This window comes from Pseudomonas sp. W2Aug9 (assembly GCF_023127755.1).
GTDB classification, from domain to species: Bacteria; Pseudomonadota; Gammaproteobacteria; order Pseudomonadales; family Pseudomonadaceae; genus Aquipseudomonas; species Aquipseudomonas synxantha_A.
Genome location: NZ_SPKL01000037.1, coordinates 91,981 through 112,856, shown reverse-complemented (window position 1 = coordinate 112,856; position 20,876 = coordinate 91,981). Strand labels below are relative to the sequence as shown.

At 57.5% G+C, this 20,876-nt stretch carries 23 protein-coding genes; 11 read left to right on the top strand and 12 right to left on the bottom strand.

From position 1 onward, the window contains the following. Window positions 1-35: 35 nt before the first annotated feature. From E3O56_RS25110 to E3O56_RS26870, 3 genes are read right to left on the bottom strand one after another with little or no spacing between them, the layout of a single operon-like run. Complete coding sequence (locus E3O56_RS25110; RefSeq protein ID WP_248129145.1) at window positions 36-269, bottom strand: hypothetical protein; 234 nt, start codon at window positions 267-269, stop codon at window positions 36-38. Then, window positions 266-460 (bottom strand): T6SS effector amidase Tae4 family protein, encoded by a 195-nt coding sequence (locus E3O56_RS25105; RefSeq protein WP_248129203.1) that lies wholly within the window; start codon window positions 458-460, stop codon window positions 266-268. The genes E3O56_RS25110 and E3O56_RS25105 overlap by 4 nt, the downstream gene beginning before the upstream one ends. Next, on the bottom strand, window positions 370-642 hold the full coding sequence (locus tag E3O56_RS26870) for a type VI secretion system amidase effector protein Tae4 (protein ID WP_248129206.1): 273 nt from the start codon (window positions 640-642) through the stop codon (window positions 370-372). Before E3O56_RS26870 ends, E3O56_RS25105 begins: the two co-directional genes overlap by 91 nt. A gap of 227 nt (window positions 643-869) precedes the next feature. Here E3O56_RS26870 and E3O56_RS25095 point away from each other — a divergent pair, with 227 nt between their 5' ends. Beyond that, window positions 870-1,154 (top strand): barstar family protein, encoded by a 285-nt coding sequence (locus E3O56_RS25095; RefSeq protein ID WP_078822264.1) that lies wholly within the window; start codon window positions 870-872, stop codon window positions 1,152-1,154. Between the two features lie 146 nt (window positions 1,155-1,300). Here the strand turns inward: E3O56_RS25095 and E3O56_RS25090 are convergent, their stop codons facing one another. Together E3O56_RS25090 and E3O56_RS25085 are read right to left on the bottom strand one after the other, a co-directional pair. Then, window positions 1,301-1,675: a cytochrome c family protein gene (locus E3O56_RS25090; RefSeq protein WP_248129144.1), complete on the bottom strand. Its 375-nt coding sequence runs from the start codon at window positions 1,673-1,675 to the stop codon at window positions 1,301-1,303. A 30-nt stretch (window positions 1,676-1,705) separates the two neighbouring features. Next, a complete protein-coding gene (locus tag E3O56_RS25085; RefSeq protein ID WP_078822266.1) occupies window positions 1,706-2,137 on the bottom strand; it encodes a VOC family protein in 432 nt (143 codons plus the stop codon). Between the two features lie 180 nt (window positions 2,138-2,317). Between E3O56_RS25085 and E3O56_RS25080 the strand changes: the two genes are divergently transcribed. The 8 genes from E3O56_RS25080 to E3O56_RS25045 all read left to right on the top strand — a co-directional run bounded on the left by E3O56_RS25080 (window position 2,318) and on the right by E3O56_RS25045 (window position 11,683). Further along, entirely contained in the window at window positions 2,318-2,698 is a 381-nt protein-coding gene (locus E3O56_RS25080; RefSeq protein WP_248129143.1) for a response regulator, read from the top strand. A gap of 194 nt (window positions 2,699-2,892) precedes the next feature. After that, complete coding sequence (locus E3O56_RS25075) at window positions 2,893-3,507, top strand: biliverdin-producing heme oxygenase (RefSeq protein WP_032879575.1); 615 nt, start codon at window positions 2,893-2,895, stop codon at window positions 3,505-3,507. After that, window positions 3,504-5,732 carry an ATP-binding protein gene (locus E3O56_RS25070; RefSeq protein WP_032879573.1) on the top strand — a complete coding sequence of 743 codons (2,229 nt, stop codon included), beginning with the start codon at window positions 3,504-3,506 and terminating at the stop codon, window positions 5,730-5,732. Before E3O56_RS25075 ends, E3O56_RS25070 begins: the two co-directional genes overlap by 4 nt. 141 nt (window positions 5,733-5,873) lie before the next feature. Then, window positions 5,874-6,059 carry a hypothetical protein gene (locus E3O56_RS25065; RefSeq protein WP_146097887.1) on the top strand — a complete coding sequence of 62 codons (186 nt, stop codon included), beginning with the start codon at window positions 5,874-5,876 and terminating at the stop codon, window positions 6,057-6,059. Between the two features lie 120 nt (window positions 6,060-6,179). Next, on the top strand, window positions 6,180-8,081 hold the full coding sequence (locus E3O56_RS25060) for an alkaline phosphatase D family protein (RefSeq protein WP_248129142.1): 1,902 nt from the start codon (window positions 6,180-6,182) through the stop codon (window positions 8,079-8,081). A 409-nt stretch (window positions 8,082-8,490) separates the two neighbouring features. After that, entirely contained in the window at window positions 8,491-9,504 is a 1,014-nt protein-coding gene (locus tag E3O56_RS25055) for a diguanylate cyclase (RefSeq protein WP_103734912.1), read from the top strand. Between the two features lie 114 nt (window positions 9,505-9,618). Beyond that, window positions 9,619-10,872, top strand: a complete 1,254-nt coding sequence (locus E3O56_RS25050; RefSeq protein WP_248129141.1) for an aspartate aminotransferase family protein — start codon at window positions 9,619-9,621, stop codon at window positions 10,870-10,872. A gap of 94 nt (window positions 10,873-10,966) precedes the next feature. Continuing rightward, a complete protein-coding gene (locus E3O56_RS25045) occupies window positions 10,967-11,683 on the top strand; it encodes a hypothetical protein (protein WP_032879566.1) in 717 nt (238 codons plus the stop codon). Window positions 11,684-11,785: 102 nt separating this feature from the next. Here the strand turns inward: E3O56_RS25045 and E3O56_RS25040 are convergent, their stop codons facing one another. Further along, window positions 11,786-12,880 (bottom strand): pyridoxal phosphate-dependent aminotransferase, encoded by a 1,095-nt coding sequence (locus tag E3O56_RS25040; protein ID WP_248129140.1) that lies wholly within the window; start codon window positions 12,878-12,880, stop codon window positions 11,786-11,788. A 212-nt stretch (window positions 12,881-13,092) separates the two neighbouring features. Between E3O56_RS25040 and E3O56_RS25035 the strand changes: the two genes are divergently transcribed. Both E3O56_RS25035 and E3O56_RS25030 read left to right on the top strand, forming a co-directional pair. After that, entirely contained in the window at window positions 13,093-13,698 is a 606-nt protein-coding gene (locus E3O56_RS25035) for a helix-turn-helix transcriptional regulator (protein ID WP_005791243.1), read from the top strand. Further along, a complete protein-coding gene (locus E3O56_RS25030) occupies window positions 13,685-14,563 on the top strand; it encodes a queuosine precursor transporter (protein WP_032879563.1) in 879 nt (292 codons plus the stop codon). Before E3O56_RS25035 ends, E3O56_RS25030 begins: the two co-directional genes overlap by 14 nt. A gap of 141 nt (window positions 14,564-14,704) precedes the next feature. Here the strand turns inward: E3O56_RS25030 and queC are convergent, their stop codons facing one another. From queC to cyoA, 6 genes are all read right to left on the bottom strand, one after another. Continuing rightward, window positions 14,705-15,403 carry a 7-cyano-7-deazaguanine synthase QueC gene (gene queC / locus E3O56_RS25025; protein ID WP_032879562.1) on the bottom strand — a complete coding sequence of 233 codons (699 nt, stop codon included), beginning with the start codon at window positions 15,401-15,403 and terminating at the stop codon, window positions 14,705-14,707. A gap of 167 nt (window positions 15,404-15,570) precedes the next feature. Then, entirely contained in the window at window positions 15,571-16,458 is an 888-nt protein-coding gene (cyoE, locus tag E3O56_RS25020; RefSeq protein WP_005791249.1) for a heme o synthase, read from the bottom strand. Between the two features lie 11 nt (window positions 16,459-16,469). Then, window positions 16,470-16,805, bottom strand: coding sequence for a cytochrome o ubiquinol oxidase subunit IV (cyoD, locus tag E3O56_RS25015; protein ID WP_003194051.1), 336 nt, complete (start codon window positions 16,803-16,805; stop codon window positions 16,470-16,472). Next, a complete protein-coding gene (locus E3O56_RS25010; protein ID WP_005791252.1) occupies window positions 16,805-17,431 on the bottom strand; it encodes a cytochrome o ubiquinol oxidase subunit III in 627 nt (208 codons plus the stop codon). Before E3O56_RS25010 ends, cyoD begins: the two co-directional genes overlap by 1 nt. Before the next feature lie 3 nt (window positions 17,432-17,434). Continuing rightward, window positions 17,435-19,453, bottom strand: a complete 2,019-nt coding sequence (gene cyoB / locus E3O56_RS25005) for a cytochrome o ubiquinol oxidase subunit I (protein WP_005791254.1) — start codon at window positions 19,451-19,453, stop codon at window positions 17,435-17,437. Between the two features lie 3 nt (window positions 19,454-19,456). After that, on the bottom strand, window positions 19,457-20,398 hold the full coding sequence (cyoA, locus tag E3O56_RS25000; RefSeq protein ID WP_005791256.1) for a ubiquinol oxidase subunit II: 942 nt from the start codon (window positions 20,396-20,398) through the stop codon (window positions 19,457-19,459). Window positions 20,399-20,876 lie beyond the last annotated feature (478 nt).

The following is a 20,876-nucleotide window of genomic DNA, read 5'->3' as shown; positions in this document are numbered from 1 at the left end:
CCCATGAATACATGATCCGCCGAACACTTGAAAACTCACACCCCACGCCTGCGCAAATATCTGCGATACCAACCCACTCCCAGCAACACCGTAGCCAGCATCACAACCCCATTACCCACCAACCAAAATCCAAAATTTCGATTCTGTTGCGCATCCCCCTCATAAAACGGCCCGAAATAAGCCGACACTGCCACAACCAATCCGTTAAACACCGTCAGCGCCACCACAACCACCCCGATCACAAAGAGCACGCCCTTAACCACCTTCATATGACTTTCCAAAACCATATCTCCCTGGACTCGTGATAGTCCGAGAACGTCCCCTCAATCGAAAACCCCAACTGAATACGCGGATAACTCAGCCAATTCGTCAACCGCCGCCCATTCCAAAGGTCAATGTGGTCACCACTGCGATTGCCAGACGTCTCATTCCCTCGGCGCCAAAAGTCTTTGAAAAAGATAATGCCTTGCTGCCCCGCCAACACCTCTTCGAAATCCTCAGGTCGGCGCCTGACCTGCGCAGTGCTACGCCCAGGTTAATGGCGCATTGGTCACTGAAATTTTTGGCGCCGTTGGTTCTACAAGAGGCGGCGTCTCCGAAGATTTCCGGATGGTTTTTCCATAGGGAGTTGAACGTCAGCATTAAGCGCTTCCATCGCGTATTTTTCACACGAACGTAGCAAACGCTTTGCCGCTAATACTGAGGTCAGGCGCAAATCAGAACGGTCCTACTTGCGTGTAGGCTTTGGATGCAGGCCAAGGCTCATAATGTTAATGAAAGGCCTAAAATCACGTGCTGTGAAACATGAGGACGGGTGCATTTGTCCTGGTTATATTCAAGGCGCCTGTAAATCAGCAAATGGTGCACAAGTGACCCGATCATCCATCATCAAAATAGACCTGAGCCGCATCCAAAACCCCAAAGAACTTCACGCCACACTGTGCACTTCACTCAACTTCCCCAACTGGTATGGCCGAAACTGGGATGCCTTTTGGGACGCCATCAGCGGCTTGGTAGAAATGCCGGAGACGCTTGAGTTTTCTGGTTGGGATATTTTTTCAGAGCACCTACCCCACGATGCCAAGATGCTGCGGCAGTGCTTGGCTGAGCTTGCGACCCATTACCCGGAGCTTGCGTCGCGGGTTCGCTATTGATGCTTGAGCCTAATGACAACCGACGGCGATACCTTAAGCCGAACCCAGTTCAATGTGGGAGCCTGCGCTTAACTGACTGGCATGACGGCAAGCCCCGCTACCTTCTGATCGCGTTGTGCCCGGTGGTAGCCGTCAGCCTGGGCAGCTCACTTGGGCTGGAATGTATCTAAGTACGCCAGGATATTTTCAATCTTCTGCGGATCACTGATTCCCCAGAAAATCATCCGCGTCCCACTTACCACCGATTTCGGGTCTTCGATGTAGGCCGCCAGTTTGTCCCGCGTCCAGACCACTCCCGAATTCTTCATCGCATCCGAATACTGATAGTCCGGGGTCGTACCGGCAGGCCGGCCAATAATGCCGTTCAGTTGCGGCCCAAAACCGCCCCGCGCACCTTCACCAATGCTGTGGCAGCCGCCGCAGGTCTTGGTGAAGAGTTTGCCGCCCGCTTCGGCGTCGCCAGCTGCAAACGCGGGTGCGCCGACAATGGTGAGGGCGAGGGTCAATAACACGTACTTCATCAGGGTCTCCCTATGGGTTATTGCCGTCAATTATGCCTGCTTGAACGGCCGCTCCCCCAGCCGTTCCACCAGGCGCACCAGATAACCGTCCGGGTCTTGCACGATGAACTGGCGCTGCCCGGCCTCTACGTCGCCCGCGCGGTACCAGGCATCCTCGACGTTACGGAACAACGGGCGGCCGATCTCCGACAGGCGCCGCAAGATAGGCGCTACGGCAGGCACGTCGATTTGCAAGTTGATGCCACGCCCGAAAGGCTGCTGCAAGGGCGCGGTCAACCACTGCCCGGCGTGCGGCTCGTATTGTTCCAGCATGATTTGCGCACCGTGCAGGTCGAGGTAGGCAAAGCCTTCTTCAGCGCGCTGATAGGCGATGCCGAAACCCAACTGGTCAACCCAGAATGCCAGGCTGGCACCGAGGTGGGTAACGATGAGTTCTGGCACGAGGGGATTACGCTTAAACATGGCATTCCTTGGACGTCGCAGTGGCGCTTACCTTAACGGATTATCGTGCTGACGGCGTGGGGCAAGACCACATGCTGGAACCAGCCGAATGACCACCCATCGTTTAAAAAACATCCAATCGAACCTATATACCCAACCCCCACTCCACCTTACTGAACCCCTGATGGTGGAGTAAGGATCATGGTTCAGCCATCGATTTTAGTATTGGAAGACGACGAGATCATTCGGGCGTTAATGGTGGATGTGCTGGAGGATTTCGGTGCGGTGGTGACTTCATTCCCTTCGGCGGATGAAGGGATGATTTATCTGGAGCGGGGCGACGATCCTGTGGACTTGATTGTCAGTGATATTCAAATGCCCGGCCTGCTCAATGGCTACGACTTGAGCCGCGTAGTGGCTCATCGCTGGCCTGAGGTGCAGGTGGTGCTGACTTCCGGCAATACGAAGATCGCCACTCAATTGGGCAGCTCGGTGCGGTTTCTGCCTAAACCATGGAGCACCGATCACTTGCTTGAGTGCGTGCAAACGGCATTGACCCAGCAGGGAACGCCCATGCATTGATAGCGTCGCGATATCATCCGGACCGAACTCGTGGCGTGCCGTGGGGTCATTTGGAATACAGGGAGCGACTTTTCTGATCCACTGGTCAGCCTTTTCGCTTCTTGCGCTCAGCTGACGACAACGAGTTGTGTAGAATTGTCGCCCATTTTCATGCGTCATTCCTGGCCGACAGGCCCACAGTTCGAGCTCATTGAATGCACTCACAGGCCCATGACGTTGGTGCGCCATCCTTGCTGGAAACGTTGCGCACGGGTACCGGCCTGTTGCATGTCGCGTTGGAAAAGCGTTTGCCGTTTTTTTCCGAACGCCTGGATGCCCAGTGGTATCGGCGATTGCTGCAGGCGTACTACGGTTTTTATCAACCCATGGAGGCGGCGCTGTACGACGGTGGCCTGATTCCAGATGGAATTGACATTGCATCACGTGTGAAAACGCCGACGCTGGTCAACGATCTGCGCGCCCTGGGCCTGGATAGTCCCACCCTCGATGCCCTTCCCCGCTGCACCCAACTCCCCGCGCTGGACACTCCTGCCGCTTGCCTCGGCGCCCTGTATGTACTGGAAGGTGCAACGCTCGGCGGCCAGGTATTACGCCGGGAGATGGCGTCACGCCTGGCGATCGAAGCCGACAACGGCGGTGCGTTTCTCGATGTCTACGGTGCCGAGACCGGCCGGCGCTGGAAAGACTTTCTCGACTACCTGGCTCATCAGCCACTGGATGCGAGCGCTCGAGCGCGCGCAGTGATGGCTGCCCGGTCCACTTTCAGCGGCTTTGAGCAATGGCTCGAACGCCAGGAGGTACTGCTATGAAACCCGAAGATTTTGAAGAGCTGCTTGCCAACTGTGCCGACGAGCCCATCCGCTTCCCCGGGGCAATCCAGCCTCATGGCGTGTTGCTGACGCTGTCGGAGCCTGAGCTGAACATCATTCAGGTCAGTGCCAACGTCGGCACCTTGTTCGGCCACACGCCCGAGGCCTTGTTGAATCAACCGTTGCACACGTTGATTGGCAGTGAACACGCTCAGGTGGTGCAGTCGATGGCCGAGCACAATACCTTTATCGACGCCCCACCCCTGCATGTCACGCTCAACGGTGCTCAGTTCGAAGGTTTGCTGCATCGTCATCAGAACGTGCTGGTGTTGGAATTCGAACCCTTGCTCGCGGATTTCAAACCCCAGGTACGCAATGGTCTCACCAGCAACCTGAGCAAAATGCTGCAACGCCTGCAATCGGCCAAGACACTGCAAGCGCTGTACGCCATCAGCGTGGATGAAATCCAGGCCATGACCGGTTATGACCGAGTGCTGATCTATCGCTTCGAAGACGAAGGCCATGGTCAGGTAATCGCTGAAGCCTCGGCGCCGGCCATGGAATTATTCAACGGCCTGTTCTTCCCCGCGTCCGACATCCCCGAACAAGCCCGTGAGCTGTATCGCACCAACTGGCTTCGGATCATCCCGAATGCGTCCTACGAACCCGTACCGCTATTGCCAAAATTGCGCCCGGACACCGGCCAACCGCTGGACCTGAGCTTCGCTACCCTGCGCAGCGTGTCGCCGATTCACTGCCAATACATGCAGAACATGGGCGTGTTGTCGTCCATGAGTATTTCGCTGATGAAGGGCGACAAACTCTGGGGCCTGATCAGCTGCGGCAACCGCGAGCCGCTGCTGGTGCCGAACGATCTGCGTATGACCTGCCAGACCATCGGTCAGGTGCTGTCGTTGCAGATCAGTGCCATGGAAGCCTTGGAGTTAAGCCGCCAGCGAGAGGAGAAAGTCGAAACCCTGGCGTTACTTGATCGGGCGATGAAAGCCAGCGACGACAATGTGTTCGACAGCCTGGCCCACCACGGTAAAAAACTGATGGACCTGACCTTGTCGGGCGGTGTGGCGATCATCGAAGACAAGCAGTTGCACCGTTACGGCAACTGCCCGGAACCAGCGCAAATCCGGGCGCTGCACAAGTGGCTGCAAACGCTGGGCCAGCCGGTATTTTCCAACCACAACCTGGCTTCGGTGTACCCACCGGCCGCCGAGTATCAGGCGGTGGCCAGTGGTGTGCTCGCCATGAGCCTGCCCAAGCCTGTGGATAACGGTGTGTTGTGGTTTCGCCCGGAAGTCAAAGAGAACATCAATTGGAGCGGTGACCCGAGCAAGCCGCTAAATCTGGAAACTTCTGACACTGGCCTACGCCTTCGCCCACGCACGTCGTTTGAAATCTGGAAAGTGGAAATGGCCGGCATTTCCACCAAGTGGAGCCACGGCGACCTGTTTGCCGCCAATGACCTGCGCCGCTCGGCCCTGGAAAATGACTTGGCCCGCCAGGTGCTGCGCGAACAACAAGCGGTGCGTGCCCGTGACGAGCTGGTCGCAGTGGTTTCCCACGACCTGCGCAACCCGATGACAGTTATTTCCATGCTCTGCGGCATGATGCAGAAAGCCTTCAGCTCCGACGGCCCACACACCTCACGGCGGATTTCTTCGGCCATCGACACCATGCAACAGGCCGCCGGGCGCATGAATGTGCTGCTGGAGGACTTGCTCGACACCTCGAAAATCGAAGCCGGACGCTATGTGGTCAAGCCGGTTGCGCTGGACGTCAGCCAGATATTTGAAGAGGCATACTCGCTGCTGTCGCCACTGGCCTCGGAAAAAGGTATCGACCTGTCGTTCAACGCTGAACCTGGCCTGCAGATCAGCGCCGACCCGGAGCGCTTGTTCCAAGTGCTGTCGAACCTGATCGGCAACGCCATCAAATTCACCCCCCGCCAGGGCAACATCGGTATCAGCGCCATGAGCAACGGCGAAGAGATCGTGTTTTCGGTACGCGATTCCGGTGAAGGCATTGCGCCGGATCATTTGCCCCATGTGTTCGACCGCTATTGGACCCAGTCCGAGAACAATCCCACCGGCAGCGGGCTGGGGCTGTATATCACCCAGGGGATTGTCCAGGCCCATGGTGGTCGGATCGAAGCCGACAGTGAATTGGGGCGCGGCAGTGAATTCAGGTTTACGGTGCCTAAGCCTGCTTGAGACACACCAAATTCCTACTAGCCAAACATATGGTTACCTATGGCCGGGAACGAAAAACCCGGCCAGCCTCACTCAATCAGTGCGCACTCAAAGGGAGTATTGATGCGACAACAGTCCTCCAATTGAGTAAGGGGTTTTACCATGTTCATCGGCAATTCGTTTCACAGCTTCAGCTATAACATCCAGCAAGGCTTAAAAGATAACCAGCCTCCAGCCAATCCCGCACCAACTTCTTCGCCGCTTGACGGCCCCCCACAGGGGCAGGACACGCAACCAAAACCCAAAGGTTCGGGTATGACCTCTCTCGGAGGAGGCAAACTGACTTAACCGTTACGGGTCACCGGCAACAAGTGCAGTGCAGCGCACCGCGCTGCACTTGCGTTAACAAAACACTGACATCCTCTGCGTTATCCTCTCCAGTCCCACTTGGTATGAGCTGCATTTTTCATGCATCAACCCGACATCCTGCCTGCCGTCATCGCAGGTCCCCTGCTAAGGCGCCTTGAACCGCAGCGCCTGGTTATCTGGTTGGTGGGCAGTCGCGCCCTGCCACTGTGCTTGAGGCTGCAATTACCCCAGGGCGAGACGCTGAATATCCCGCTCGATGCAACGCACTGCCAAGTCGTGCCCGTCGGGCGCCATGCCGTTATCCACTTGATCGACGTAGCGCTGAGCGACGCTCTGCCCCAGGACGAGGTCATCGGTTACGACCTGATCGTCGACGGCATTGGCATTGCACAATGGGCGCCGCACTTGCTGTATGCCGACGCCACAACGCCGAGCTTCGTGCTGCATAGCCGCATCAACCACTTGGTACATGGCTCCTGCCGTAAACCCCATCACCGTGCAGATGAAGGTTTGTTGTGCGTCGACCGCCTGTTGGCGCAGGCCCGCACCCCGCTCGAACGCCCCGCCTTGCTGATGATGAGCGGCGACCAGGTCTACGCCGACGATGTCGCCGGGCCCATGCTGCGGGCCATCCATGCGCTGATCGCGCACCTGGGCCTGTTCGACGAGTTCCTGGAGGGCGCCGTGGTGGACGACAGCGTCAGCCTCTATGGGCATCGCGCCAGCTATTACCACCGCGCCGACCTGCTTCCGGCGCTGGACAGTAACGAGACCCTGCGCGAACGCTTTTTCGGCGGCGTGAAGAAGCCGATCTTCACCAGCAGCACCGCTGACAATCACCTGGTGACGTTCGCCGAAGTCATCGCGATGTACCTGCTGGTCTGGTCGCCCACCCCGTGGACGCTGATCACACCACAACCGCCGCAACTGAGCGCGCCAGAACAACTGCGTTATGCCCGCGAACAAGTGCAGATCGATCAATTGCGCACCGGCTTGCCGGGGGTAGCCCGGGTGTTCGCCCACTTGTCGACGCTGATGATCTTCGATGATCACGACATCACCGACGATTGGAACCTCAGCGCTCAGTGGGAGCAAACCGCCTACGGCCATCCCTTCTCCAAACGCATCATCGGCAATGCCTTGCTGGCGTACCTGTTATGCCAGGGCTGGGGCAACCAACCCCAGGTGTTCGGCGAACTGCTGACCCAGACCCAGGCACTGACTGGCCAGGCGCAGGGCAATCATCTGGACGCTGCTGCCCAGGATGATCTGCTGGAGGCGCTGCTGAAATTCCAGCAATGGCATTACGTTTTGCCCACCACCCCTGCCCTGGTGGTACTCGATACCCGTACTCGGCGCTGGCGCAGCGAATTTACCCTCAAGCAACCTTCCGGCCTGCTGGACTGGGAAGCCTTGAGCGAACTGCAACAGGAGCTGCTCGACCATCCGTCGGCCATTATCGTCTCGCCTGCGCCGATCTTTGGCGTCAAGCTGATCGAAACGGTGCAAAAGGTCTTCAGTTGGTGCGGCTTCCCACTGCTGGTGGACGCCGAAAACTGGATGGCTCATCGCGGCGCCGCCCAAGTGATCCTGAACATCTTCCGCCACTCGCGCACGCCCGGTAACTACGTGATCCTCTCCGGCGATGTGCATTACTCGTTCGTCTACCAGGTGCTGATCCGTCACCGCAACGGCGGCCCGAGGATCTGGCAAATCACCAGCAGCGGCATCAAGAATGAGTTCCCGCCGCGCCTGCTGGAATGGTTCGACCGTCTCAACCGCTGGCTGTATTCCCCACGCTCGCCGCTCAACTGGTTTACCCGCCGCCGTACCATGCAGGTAGTCCCGTATATTCCGGACCATGCCGAGGCGGGTGAGCGGCTGTGGAATAGCGCGGGAATTGGCCAGGTGTTTTTCAATGAACAGGGCCAGCCGGATGAGATTTACCAACACAACGCGGATGGAAAGCCTCGAACAAAGATGCTGGCGCCCGAACCATAGCCAAACGCCACTATCCGAAAGCAGCACATCCGCCCTATTCAAACCGTGCAAGCAGCGAGGTAGAGTAGCGCCAGCCACGGAGTATCGGCGTCACCAATAATAACTGGCCCCTAGGGGGCGTTCTCAATTAGTTTCCCCGCCGCGTTGTCGCCTTAAAGCGGGCCAGGCAAGGCGCAGGCCGCAGGGAATGGTTGTTCCCTTTCCAAGGCCTGCAACGCAGGCTGGCCCGCTTTAAGGCACAACCCGAAGGGCCGGGCCTGCTGTTGTGCAGGGCTGCGTTGCTCGAAGCTTATTTGGAATGACCAAACCACGCTTCTCGCGCCTTGCCCTGCACAACAGCAGACCCGGCGCGACGGGGAAACCAATTGAGAACGCCCCCTAGAAGCCAGCCCTTGCAGGGAGCGCGCTGATGGACGATACACCCGGCAACGAGCCACTACGCAATGACTTTTCCGAACTCAACGCCGACCTGCTGCACGCCATCATGGAACTGGTCAGTGACGGGATCTGGGACTGGAACGCCACGACTGGCTACGTCTACCGCAACCCCGGCTGGTACGAAATGCTCGGTTACTCCCGAGACTCGCTGGAAAACAACGTGTTCACCTGGGAAAGCGTGATCCATAGCGAGGATTACCCGCGCGTGATGGCGTTGTTTGATGACTACATCAGTCAACGTTCGCCCCTTTACTGCGCCGAATACCGCTGCCGGAAAGAAGACGGCACTTACCTGTGGATCGAGGATCGTGGCTACATCATTGCACGCAACCCCGACGGCTCAGTGGCGCGCATGGTGGGCGCGCACCGCGACATTCATACGCGTAAATGCTCCATTGAACGCTTGCAAAAGCGCAACCAATCCCTTGAAGCACTGGTGGCAGAACGTACCCTTGAGCTATCGCGGGTCAATCAACAATTGCAGATACAGCTGGACGAAAACCGCTCCCTGGCCGAGCGCGACGCGCTGACACGCATCGCCAACCGTTATCGCCTGGAAAAATGCCTGCTGGAAGAATGCGACCGCGCCGAACGCTTTCGTGTGCCCCTGGCGCTGGTGGCGATGGACATCGATGACTTCAAGCCGGTCAATGACCGATACGGTCACGGCGTCGGTGATCAGACGCTGATAGGGGTGGCGGAACGTCTGGAAAGCTGCGTACGCACAACTGACCTGCTGGCTCGCTGGGGCGGCGATGAGTTCATGGTGGTGCTGCCTGCAAGCAACCTGGACACGGCGAAGGAATTGGCCGAAAGGATTCGCCGTGCAATCAAACAGTCGCCTATCGTCAACGACCTCAACGTCACCCTGAGCCTGGGGATTGTAGAGCGGCGCATGGGTGAGTCTCCCGCCGCGCTGGTGGCAAGGGCTGACCGAGCGCTATATCGGTCCAAGGCGGCTGGCAAAGATGGGGTGTCGGATTAATGCAGACAAGCGCTCCTTCCGATTTGGAATGACCCGGCGACTTTATTTCGTTTGCGGCAAGGCCCGGTGCGCGGCTTAGATAAACCACGCCCAGCCTTGTCGAGTACGCGATTCATGAGCCACGCCAGCATCAGCCAATCGATTTCCATCGTCCATCCCATCAGCCTCAGCCACGGTAAAAACGCTGAGGTGTGGGACACCGCGGGCAAACGCTACATCGATTTTGTCGGCGGTATCGGCGTGCTCAACCTGGGCCATTGCCATCCGGGCGTAGTGGCGGCGATTCGCGAGCAAGCAACCAGGCTTACCCACTACGCATTCAACGCCGCACCGCATACGCCCTACATCGAGTTGATGCAACGCCTGACGGCGTTTATCCCGGTGCACTACCCGGTCAGTGGCATGCTCACCAACAGTGGCGCGGAAGCGGCGGAAAATGCGTTGAAGATCGTCCGCGGCGCCACCGGGCGAACGGCGGTGATCGCCTTTGATGGAGCCTTCCACGGCCGAACCCTGGCGACCCTCAACCTCAATGGCAAGGTGGCGCCCTACAAGCAGAAGGTCGGCGTACTGCCTGGCCCGGTGTATCACCTGCCGTACCCCAGTGTCGATAACGGCGTGACCTGCGCCGAAGCGCTGAAGGCGATGGACCGTCTCTTCAGCGTGGAAATCGACGTAAACGATGTAGCCTGTTTCATCATCGAGCCGGTGCAGGGCGAAGCTGGTTTCCTCGCCCTCGATATCGAGTTTGCCCAAGCCCTGCGGCGCTTTTGCGACGAGCACAACATTCTGCTGATTGTCGATGAGATCCAGTCCGGCTTTGGTCGCACGGGGCAGCGCTTTGCCTTTTCGCGCCTGGGCATCGAACCGGATCTGTTGCTGCTCGGCAAAAGCATCGCTGGCGGCGTGCCGTTGGGTGCTGTGGTGGGGCGCAAGGCGCTGATGGACAACCTGCCCAAGGGCGGCCTCGGCGGCACCTACTCCGGCAACCCCATCGCCTGCGCGGCGGCACTGGCTACCCTTGAGGCGATGACCGATGAACATCTGCAAGCTTGGGGGGCACAGCAGGAGGCGGCCATTGTCAGCCGCCATGAAAGCTGGCGCTCACAACAACTGTCGCCCTACCTGGGCCGCCTCACCGGCGTCGGCGCCATGCGTGGTATTGAACTGGTGAATGTCGATGGCACTCCGGCCTCCAGGCAACTCACTCAGTTGCTGGGCCTGGCGCGAGACGCCGGCTTGCTGTTGATGCCCAGCGGCAAGTCGCGGCACATTGTGCGCTTGCTGGCACCGTTGACCATCGAGCCTTGGGTGCTGGAGGAGGGCCTGGATATTCTCCAGGCGTGCTTCGCGCAACTGGACCAATAACGTCACCTGCCCGAACCTGTCTTGACCTGATCCCCCACCCCGCCGAAAATGCCCGACGTTTTTGTCTCCCCGTTTACTACGCAGTGAAATTTTAATGCCTGATTCCTACACCGCAGAATCCGCCGAAGAATCCGTAACCGCCTTGCATGCCAAAGCCGAATACGAAAACGCCATCAATCTTTCACAGCATGTGCCAGCGGCCAAGATCATCAGCGAGATGGTGCTGGACGCGTTTCATACCTCCAAGGAAAGCGACCAGATCCGCGAGCTGCGCATCGCCATCCGCCAGGCCCATGACGCCTTCGACGATGACAAAGCCTACGACCTGATGGGCCAGCTCAAACAATTGAAGGACGCCGAAGCCGCCGATAACGCCGCCCTCGAAGACCTGAGCAGCAAGTTCTCGATCAGCCGCATCCTGTCCAGCTTCAAGGACGATCCCCAGTTTCAGGAACTGGTCTATGGCCTGGCCCTCAAGGTGCTGAACCAGTCGCACCAGGCCATCAGCAACCCAAGTGCCGGCAAGGGCAAGGCAGCACGTGCCAAGAAAGAAGCCGAGGTGTTCGTGATCAGCAAGGATGGCATCAGCGTCACCCTGCCGCTGCGCACACCGCGCTCCAGGCTCAGCGTGGACCGCGAAGCATTCGAGTTCCTGGGGTTCAACTTCGTAGGTGAAGGCGACGAGGCCGAACTGGAAGTGGAAAGCTTTGTGGATAACGCCGGTAATGAACAGCCGTTGAGCCGCAAAAGTGTGATTACTGCGCTGCAGCAGCAGACAGCGTTTGCCGGCTACAGCATTGCCCAGCAGTAACGCGGCAACACCGCTGGACTAAACATCACTTTCAAGAGATAGCACACTGTGGCGAGGGAGCTTGCTCCCTCGCCACAGTCATGGCTGGCTGCAGGTAATGTTTCAGCCAACAGGCGCGATCTGCGCGGCAAACACCTCGCGAAAGCGTTCCATCTCCTGCTGGTTGCCCACTGTCACCCGCACCCATTGCGGCCAGTTCTGCCATACGCGCCCCACCAGCACATTCTGTGCGGCCAGCCGCTCAACCACCTGCTCGGCTGGTTGCTTTACATCGATCATGAAGCAATTGCTCTGGGAAGCCGTGCAGCTAAAGCCCCGGCCTTTGAGCCAGGCGACTGTCTCATCACGCAACCTGGCATTGAGCGCTTTGCGTTGGCCCACCAACGTGGTGTCCTCCAGGCTGGCACGTGCGCCCAATAGGCTGGCAGCGGCCGGGACGTTGTCACCGCCGAACACCGCCAGCCGCTCCAGCAGCGCCGGATGACCGATTGCCAGCCCCAGACGCGCTCCGGCCATGCCGTAGATTTTCGAGAACGTACGCAGCACCAACAGATCGTCGTGGTCGTTGACCCAACTCACACAGCTGGGTGCATCGCAGAAGTCGATATACGCCTCGTCCACCACCAGCACGCTACCTTGGGGTTTGTTCGCCAAGGCTTGGCGGATGGCCTCGGTAGGGGTCAGGGTGCCGGTGGGGTTGTTGGGGTTGCACAGGTACAACATGCCGGCCTGTGGGTCTGCCGCGAGCATGGCCGGTACATCATGGGCATGACCGGCGTCGAGGTTCACTTCATGCACCGGTGCCTTGATCGACTCGGCCGCCTGACGCACAAGTTCATAGGACGGTGTCGCCATGACCAGGCCGCGGGTTTGGCTGGTAAACGCCAGCACCGCAAAACGCAGGGCCGCCATCGAGCCGGCAAACACCGCGACGTTTTCTTCGGCAACCCCCTGCTGGTGGGCAAACTGCGCGGCCAAGGCGTACATGTCCGGGTAGGGATAGCGCCCAGACGCTGCAATCGCTCGCTGCATCGCCTCACGGGCGGCGTCTGAAGGGCCGTAGGGGCTTTCGTTGTAGTTGAGCCGTACCTTGTCGGATTGAGCCTGCACCGGGCTGGCAACCGCCCAATCCAGCTGGCCAAGTACAGGTAACGCCGCCCCAAGCGCGAGAAGGGACCTACGGCTGAAGCTGACCATGGTGACTACTCCTTGTCGAAGTGCGAGGGATTCGCACAGGTCGGATATAACGGTATGACGAGAAAGCAGTTGCCTGATTTAGCGGCGGGACGTATCCCTGCACTCAGTACTTTATTGTCAACGCGAGCCCATGCAACACTTGCGCTGCCGCGGGCCTGGAACTAGACGTTCTGCCGGGTATGGACTGATGACTAAATGGAAGTGGTGAGCACTTGATACACAGACGAGAAAAAACCGAGCACTTGAAGAGCAATATCAAGTACTTGATCAAAAGTCGTGGCGAAACCCAGCTTTCGTTAAGCAATGCCGCCGGCGTGACCAGGACGACCATCTACAACATCCTGGAAGGCAAGGTCGTCAAAGTGCAACAGTCGACCATTCGCAAGATCTCTGATTTCTTCGGCGTTTCGTACGAAGAAATCGAGACCGTCAACTTTGAAGCCAAGGAAGTCATCGAAAGCAATGTTTCCCCCCTGGGCAACAAGAACCCGGCGGCAGTGCCTGTACTCAAGGAAAGCCTGCTGATGCAGAACCTGGGCAAGCGCATCGGCGAACTGGCCACGCTTTACCCACTGACTTACTACTTCGGCAACTCCTGCAACTTGATCGGCGTTCGCCTGGAGCATGCGATTCCCGGCATCAATGAGCCGGGGGACTTGCTGATCGTGCAGAAAGGCGCATCGAGCGACGATAAAGAAAAGCTGGTGTACGACCGCGCCACCAAGAAGCTGTTCATCACCCTTGAACCCTGCGGCAACTCAGACCGCTTGTGCGTCATCGGCGATATTCTCGAGGAGCGCTTCAATGACAACCTTTGAAGGCGCCGTGGAAAACAGCAAATACAAGTTGCTGGGCTTTGAAAATGACAAGCGCCTGGCAGTGATCATGGTGATCGCCACGGGCAAGGTCGTCAAAATCAAGCTCAGCGAGGTGCTCAACAGCGAAATGATGGACAACTTCAACAAGCTGGAAATCAAGAACCTCTACAAGAAGTTCTATTCACAAGCAGGAGCACTCACCGCCTACGACATTAACGACCGCAATGAAAACTCGTGGATGATCTACATCATCCTGAACCTGTTGCTGTTCACGTTTTACATCTTCACCAGCATCGCCGCGACCAAACCGATCTACCTGGAATCCATGGGCATCATTGTGACGCCGGGCACTTTTTTGTACCCGCTGACCTTCTTGATTGTGGATCTGCTGAACGAGAACTTCGGCCTGCGCCTGGCCCGGCGAGCCATTATGTTTGCGTTTGCCAGCAATGCGATGATCATCATCCTGTTGTATGGCTCAACGTTCCTGCCGGGGCTGCCGGGCTGGAAACTCGATGGGCCGTATAACGACGTGATCCTGCAAGTGTCGTCGGTGCTGGTGGCCTCTTCGGTGTCGTTCCTGGTCTCGGAGAATATAAACTCCTACCTGCTGTGCAAGATCAAAGAACTGACCAACTCCAGGTACCTGTACCTGCGGATTTTCTTCAGCACCTTCTTTGCGGTGATCATCGACAGTTTTCTGTTCTGCTTTATTGCCTTCTACGGCGCCATGCAGACCAGCGATATCCTGAGCATGATCTATGTGCAGATTGCGATCAAAGTCGGTTTTGCGTTCTTCAACATCCTGCCTGCCTATGGGGCGCGCTCGTTGTTCAAGCGCTACCTGACCACTGCCAACACATGAAACCTATGTGGGAGGGGGCTTGCTCCCGATGGTGGTGGGTCAGCTAAGAATGTATTTGCCTCGACACCGCTATCGGGAGCAAGCCCCCTCCCACATTTGGACTTCATACATCAGGTAGAGCCTGGCGGGCCTTGGATGCGGTTACTTCAGTTGCAACTTGTGCTTCAGGCTCTGCATGACATCCGCCTTGTTTTGCAGGTAGTCATTCAAGCCCCGGGCACGCAGGTTGCACGCATCGCAGTTGCCGCAGCCGGAGCCAATGACGCCGTTGTAGCAGGTCAGCGTCTGCTCGCGCACCAGTTCCAGTTGGTTGTGGTAATCGGCCAGGGCCCAGGTTTCGGCCTTGTTCAGCCACATCAACGGGGTGTCGAGGCTCACGTCGTATTCCATGCCCAGCTTGAGGGCCTGGTTCAATGCCTTGACGAACTCGTCACGGCAATCGGGGTAGCCCGAGAAGTCGGTTTCGCACACACCGGTAATCACGGCCTCGGCCTTGACCTGGTAGGCGTAGATCGCAGCCAGGGTCAAGAACAGGATATTGCGGCCCGGCACGAAAGTGCTCGGCAGGCTTTCGCCTGAGCTGTTAACGGTCGGTACCGGAATGTTGTCACGGGTGAGGCTGCTGATCGCCAGCTCATTGAGCAGCGACACATCCATCACTTTGTGCACGGTGGCGCCCAATTGCTTGGCCAACTTGCGGGCCACTTCGATTTCCGCCACATGGCGCTGACCATAATCGAAGGTGATGCAGTGCACTTCGTCATACTGCTTCAATGCCTGGATCAGGCAGGTGGTCGAGTCCTGCCCGCCACTGAAGACCATCACGGCTTTTTTACTCATTGCATTGCTTCCTGCATTTGTAGAATTGGGGTGTAGGAGCGAGGCGGGCGGCTAGCCCTTGCTCACGAAAAACGTCAACGATAACGCAGCGTATCCGGTTTAGCGCAGCGCTCAATAAAAAACCCCGCGCGTCTTTCGAAGGCGGGGCTTTTTTACTGCAAGACCACTCAGTGCGCGTAGGTCAGCAACAGCTCTTTCGGTACCTGGAAATCCAGGGACATCATCACGCTGAGCGCGGTGATGGTGAAGATCGAGAACACGAAGAGCTTGCGCGCCCAGACGGTGTCGTCCACCGCCTTGTAACCGGTCCAGGCCATGTACAACCAGTACATGCCCATGGCGGCGGCTACGGCGAGGTAGCTCATGCCGGCGTAGCCACTGAAGGTCAACATCAAGGTCGCCACGAGGAACGCCAGGATGTAGAGCAGGATGTGTTTCTTGGCCACCTGAATGCCACGCTTGACCGGCAGAACCGGAATCGACGCAGCCAGGTAGTCATTGAAGCGGAAAATCGCGATGGCGTAGGAATGCGGCATCTGCCACAGGCTGAACATCACCAGCAGCACCAGCGCGGCCATGTCGAAGCTATTGGTTACAGCCACATAACCAATCACCGGCGGCATCGCCCCCGACAGGCTGCCCACCAGCGTGCCGTGAACCGACTTGCGCTTGAGGTACAGGCTGTAGAGGCCGACATAGATGACAAAACCGATCACGGCAAACAGCGCCGCCAACGGGTTGGCCACCTTGTACAACAACACTACGCCCGCAACACCCAGGATGGTCGCGAAGATCAGCGCCAGCTTCAGGGAAATAAGCCCCTGGACCAGCACTCGATTCTTGGTGCGTTCCATCTTGATGTCGATGTCACGGTCGATGCAGTTGTTGAACACGCATCCGGAAGCAACCACCAGGGACGTACCGATCATCGCAGCCAGGAAGATGGCCAGATCGACATGTCCCTTGGAGGCCAGGAAGAAACCGCCCGCCACAGAAAGCACGTTACCGAAAATGATCCCCGGTTTGGTGATTTGGATAAAGTGCTTAAGCGACATCGGGTCTTACCTCACTTCGCCATCATGTAGGTGTGGATGCTGAACATGATCCACAGCGACAGACCAACCAGCAGAACGATCACCAGGCCTGCGAACACAAACGCGATCACATTCTCGCGCTGCTCTTTGGAGCGATCCAGGTGCAGGAAGTACACCAGGTGCACCAGGACCTGAATCACCGCGAACGCCAGGACGATCATCAAGGTGATCGACTTCGGCAAGGTTGGGTACATCACCAGGCCGAACGGGATCAGGGTCAGGATGACCGACAGGATGAAGCCGATAGCGTAAGACTTTACGCTGCCGTGGCTCGAATCGTGGCTGTCATGGGAGTGTGCATTAGCCATTACAGAGTCCCCATCAAGTAAACGACGGTGAATACGCAGATCCAGACCACGTCCAGGAAGTGCCAGAACAGGCTCAGGCAGCTCAGGCGGGTCTTGTTGGTGTTGGTCAGGCCGTGTTTGTTGACCTGATAGATCATCACCGCCATCCACAGCAAACCTGCGGTTACGTGCAGACCGTGGGTGCCGACCAGCGTGAAGAACGCCGACAGGAAACCGGAACGGCTAGGACCGTAGCCTTCGGAGATCAGCAGGTGGAACTCGTTGATCTCCATGCCGATAAAGCCCAGGCCGAACAGGAAGGTCAGGCCCAGCCAGGTCAGCACGCCCTTCTTGTTGCCTTTGTAGAAGGCCAACATGGCGAAGCCGTAGGTGATCGAACTGAACAACAGCAAGGCGGTTTCGCCGAGCACGTAAGGCAGTTCGAAGATGTCGTGGCCCGACGGGCCACCCGCTACGTTGTTTACCAGTACCGCGTACACCGCGAAGATCGACGCAAACAAGATGCAGTCGGTCATCAGGTAGAGCCAGAAACCGTAGACGGTTATTGGCCCCGAGTCGTGGTGATGGTCATCGTGCCCATGGTCATCGACATGGGCGTGTCCAGCATTGGTCACTAAGTTCGACATGGTTTAAGCCTGTTCCAACGAGGTTTCTACACGGTTGGCCGGAATCTTCTTCTCGGCTACCAGGCGAGCGTGCTGCTCGGCTTCGATGCGTTCGATCGTTTCGACCGGCACCATGTAGCCTTGATCATCACGGGCAGCGTGAATGATGAAGTAACCGATAGTGCCCACCAGGCTCGCGATTGCCAGCCACCAGATGTGCCAGATCATCGCGAAACCGAACACGGTCAACAGCGCACCCATCACCACGCCAGTGGCGGTGTTGTTTGGCATGTGGATCGGCTCGTAGTGCTTGGGCTTCTGGTACGCAGTACCGTCTTCCTTGGCTTCGGTGAAGGCATCAATGGTGTTCGCAGTCGGGATCACAGCGAAGTTGTAGAACGGTGGTGGCGACGAGGTCGACCATTCCAGGGTGTGGCCGTTCCATGGGTCGCCGGACTCGCACATGTTCTTCTTGCGATCACGCACACTGACGTACAGCTGGATCAACTGGCAGGCGATGCCCACAGCGATCATCACCGCACCGAACATGGCAACGTACAGGTACGGTACCCACTCAGGGTTGGTGGTGGCGTTCAGACGACGGGTCATGCCCATGAAGCCCAGTGCATAGAGCGGCATGAACGCGACGAAGAAGCCCGAGATCCAGAACCAGAATGCAGCCTTGCCCCAGCCTTCGTGCAGCTTGAAGCCGAACGCTTTCGGGAAGTAGAAGCTGAAACCAGCGATGTAGCCGAATACCGCACCACCGATGATCACGTTGTGGAAGTGCGCGATCACGAACAGGCTGTTGTGCAACACGAAGTCAGCACCCGGGATGGCCAGCAGTACGCCGGTCATGCCGCCAATGGCGAAGGTCACCATGAAGCCCAGGGTCCACAGGACCTGGCTGGTCATGCGCAGACGACCGTGGTAGATGGTGAACAGCCAGTTGAATAGCTTCACCCCCGTCGGGATGGAAATCAGCATCGTCGCCAGGCCGAAGAAGGCGTTGACGCTGGCCCCCGAGCCCATGGTGAAGAAGTGGTGCAGCCACACCATGAAGCCCAGTACGGAGATCGCGCCCGATGCGTAGACCATCGAGTGGTGACCGAACAGGCGCTTGCCGGTAAAGGTCGAGATCACTTCGGAGAAGATACCGAACGCTGGCAGGATCAGGATGTACACCTCAGGGTGACCCCATGCCCAGAACAGGTTCACGTACATCATTGGATTGCCACCAAGTTCATTGGTGAAAATGTGGAAATCCAGGTAACGGTCAAGCGACAGCAGCGCCATGGTAGCGGCAAGGATCGGGAACGAAGCCACGATCAGCACGTTTGCCCAGGTGCAGGTCCAGGTGAAGATCGGCATGTCCATCAGTTTCATGCCAGGGGCGCGCATTTTCAGGACGGTGGCCAGGAAGTTGACCCCCGTCAATGTCGTCCCGAGTCCTGATAACTGTAGGGCCCAGATGTAGTAGTCCACACCCACGCCCGGACTGTATTGCAAGCCCGACAATGGCGGATACGCAACCCAACCGGTCTTGGCAAATTCGCCGACGCCCAGGGAAACGTTGATCAGCACCACGCCGGAAACCAGCAGCCAGAAGCTCAGGGAGTTCAGGAACGGGTAGGCAACGTCACGCGCACCAATCTGCAGCGGCAAGGCAAGGTTCATCAAGCCGGTGAAGAATGGCATCGCCATGAAGATGATCATGATCACACCGTGGGCGGTGAAGATCTGGTCATAGTGTTCAGGTGGCAGGTAGCCAGGCGAACCCTCGGTGGCCATGGCCAACTGGGTACGCATCATGATGGCGTCGGCAAAACCACGCAGCAGCATGACCATGGCAACGATGACGTACATGACGCCGATTTTCTTGTGGTCGACCGAGGTCAGCCACTCGGTCCACAGGTAGGACCACTTCTTGAAGTACGTAATACCCGCAACCAGTGCCAGACCACCCAGCGCGATCATGGCGATGGTCACCATCACGATCGGCTCGTGGAATGGGACCGCGTCCCAACTTAATTTACCAAACATCGTTTACTCCTCTGCCCCAGCAGTTGAATGCGCGCCTGTATCAGAACCTTCAACCGCGGCCACTTCTTTCTTCTCGTGCTTGACCGGCTTGCCTGGCTTCATACCTTCGTACTTGTCGACGATTTTCTGAAACAGGTCCGGCTCATACGCGGAGTACAAGGCGACAGGGTTGTTCTGGCTTGGTTTGGTCAGGGCGTCGTATTCAGCTTGATCAAGCTGTTTAGGTGCGGCCTTGACTGCAGCTACCCAGGCGTCGAAATCTTCCTGGCTTGTCGAGATCGCTTTGAATTTCATGCCGGTGAAGCCAGCGCCGCTGTAGTTGGCGGAGATGCCTTCCATTTCAGCTTTCTGGTTGGCGATCAGGTGCAGGCGGGTCTGCATGCCTGCCATCGCGTAGATCTGGCCACCCAGTGCAGGGATGAAGAACGAGTTCATCACGGCGTCGGAGGTGATCCGGAAGTTAAGCGGGGTGTGCTCCGGGAAGCGGATCTCGTTGACGGTGGCGATACCCAGGTCCGGGTAGATGAACAGCCACTTCCAATCCAGCGCGACCACTTGGATGTTCACAGGCTTCACGTCGGATTCCAGTGGACGGTACGGGTCCAGAGCGTGGGTCGACTTATAGGTGATGTAACCCAGGGCGATAATGATGAGGATCGGGACCAGCCACACCGCGATTTCGATCTTGGTGGAGTGCGACCACTTCGGCGCGTAGGTGGCGCTGGTGTTGGACGCGCGGTATTTCCAGGCGAAGGCGAAGGTCATCACGATCACAGGAACCACAACCAGCAACATCAGCAGGGTAGCGGTGATGATCAGGTTTCGTTCATCCAGACCGACCTGTCCTTTTGGGTCGAGCAAGGTCCACTTGCAGCCTCCCAGCATTAAAAACATGCCAAGCAGCGGCAAAAAGCCTAGTAATCGGGGGTACCTGTTTTTACTCATCTCACGACCTCTAAAGCAGCTTGCGCAATGCAGTTGGGTTTTGATCGCCAACACTTCACCCTGCCAAGGGTTGGCATTTCTCTTCGATTGAATAAGAGCCTGCCCGACACGTCATAACTGTACGTTTCACGGACCTGCAGTGAGTTCTTATTCGATTTCGTGGCTAAAGGCCTTGTTACAGACCAATTCCATTTGGTGCGGATAGTTGAAAGGCTGCCGGAACCTGGGGTCGCACAGAGCCTTCCATCTGCTCCTCGACCGCTCCAATGCTCAAATATTGAACAGCACCGGACATTCAGTGCGGGCGATTGTAGTTAGCTAGCGATGTATAAACCATGTCTTATAAAGAAATAATTTTTATCGATTCCAGCAACAATCCTTCACCAAAGTTGCAAAGATTCGCGATCTTATCGCGTTCGATTCTCAACAAAAACCACAAAAATTGCCGTGTTATTGGGCAGATTGCCACTTCCCTTAC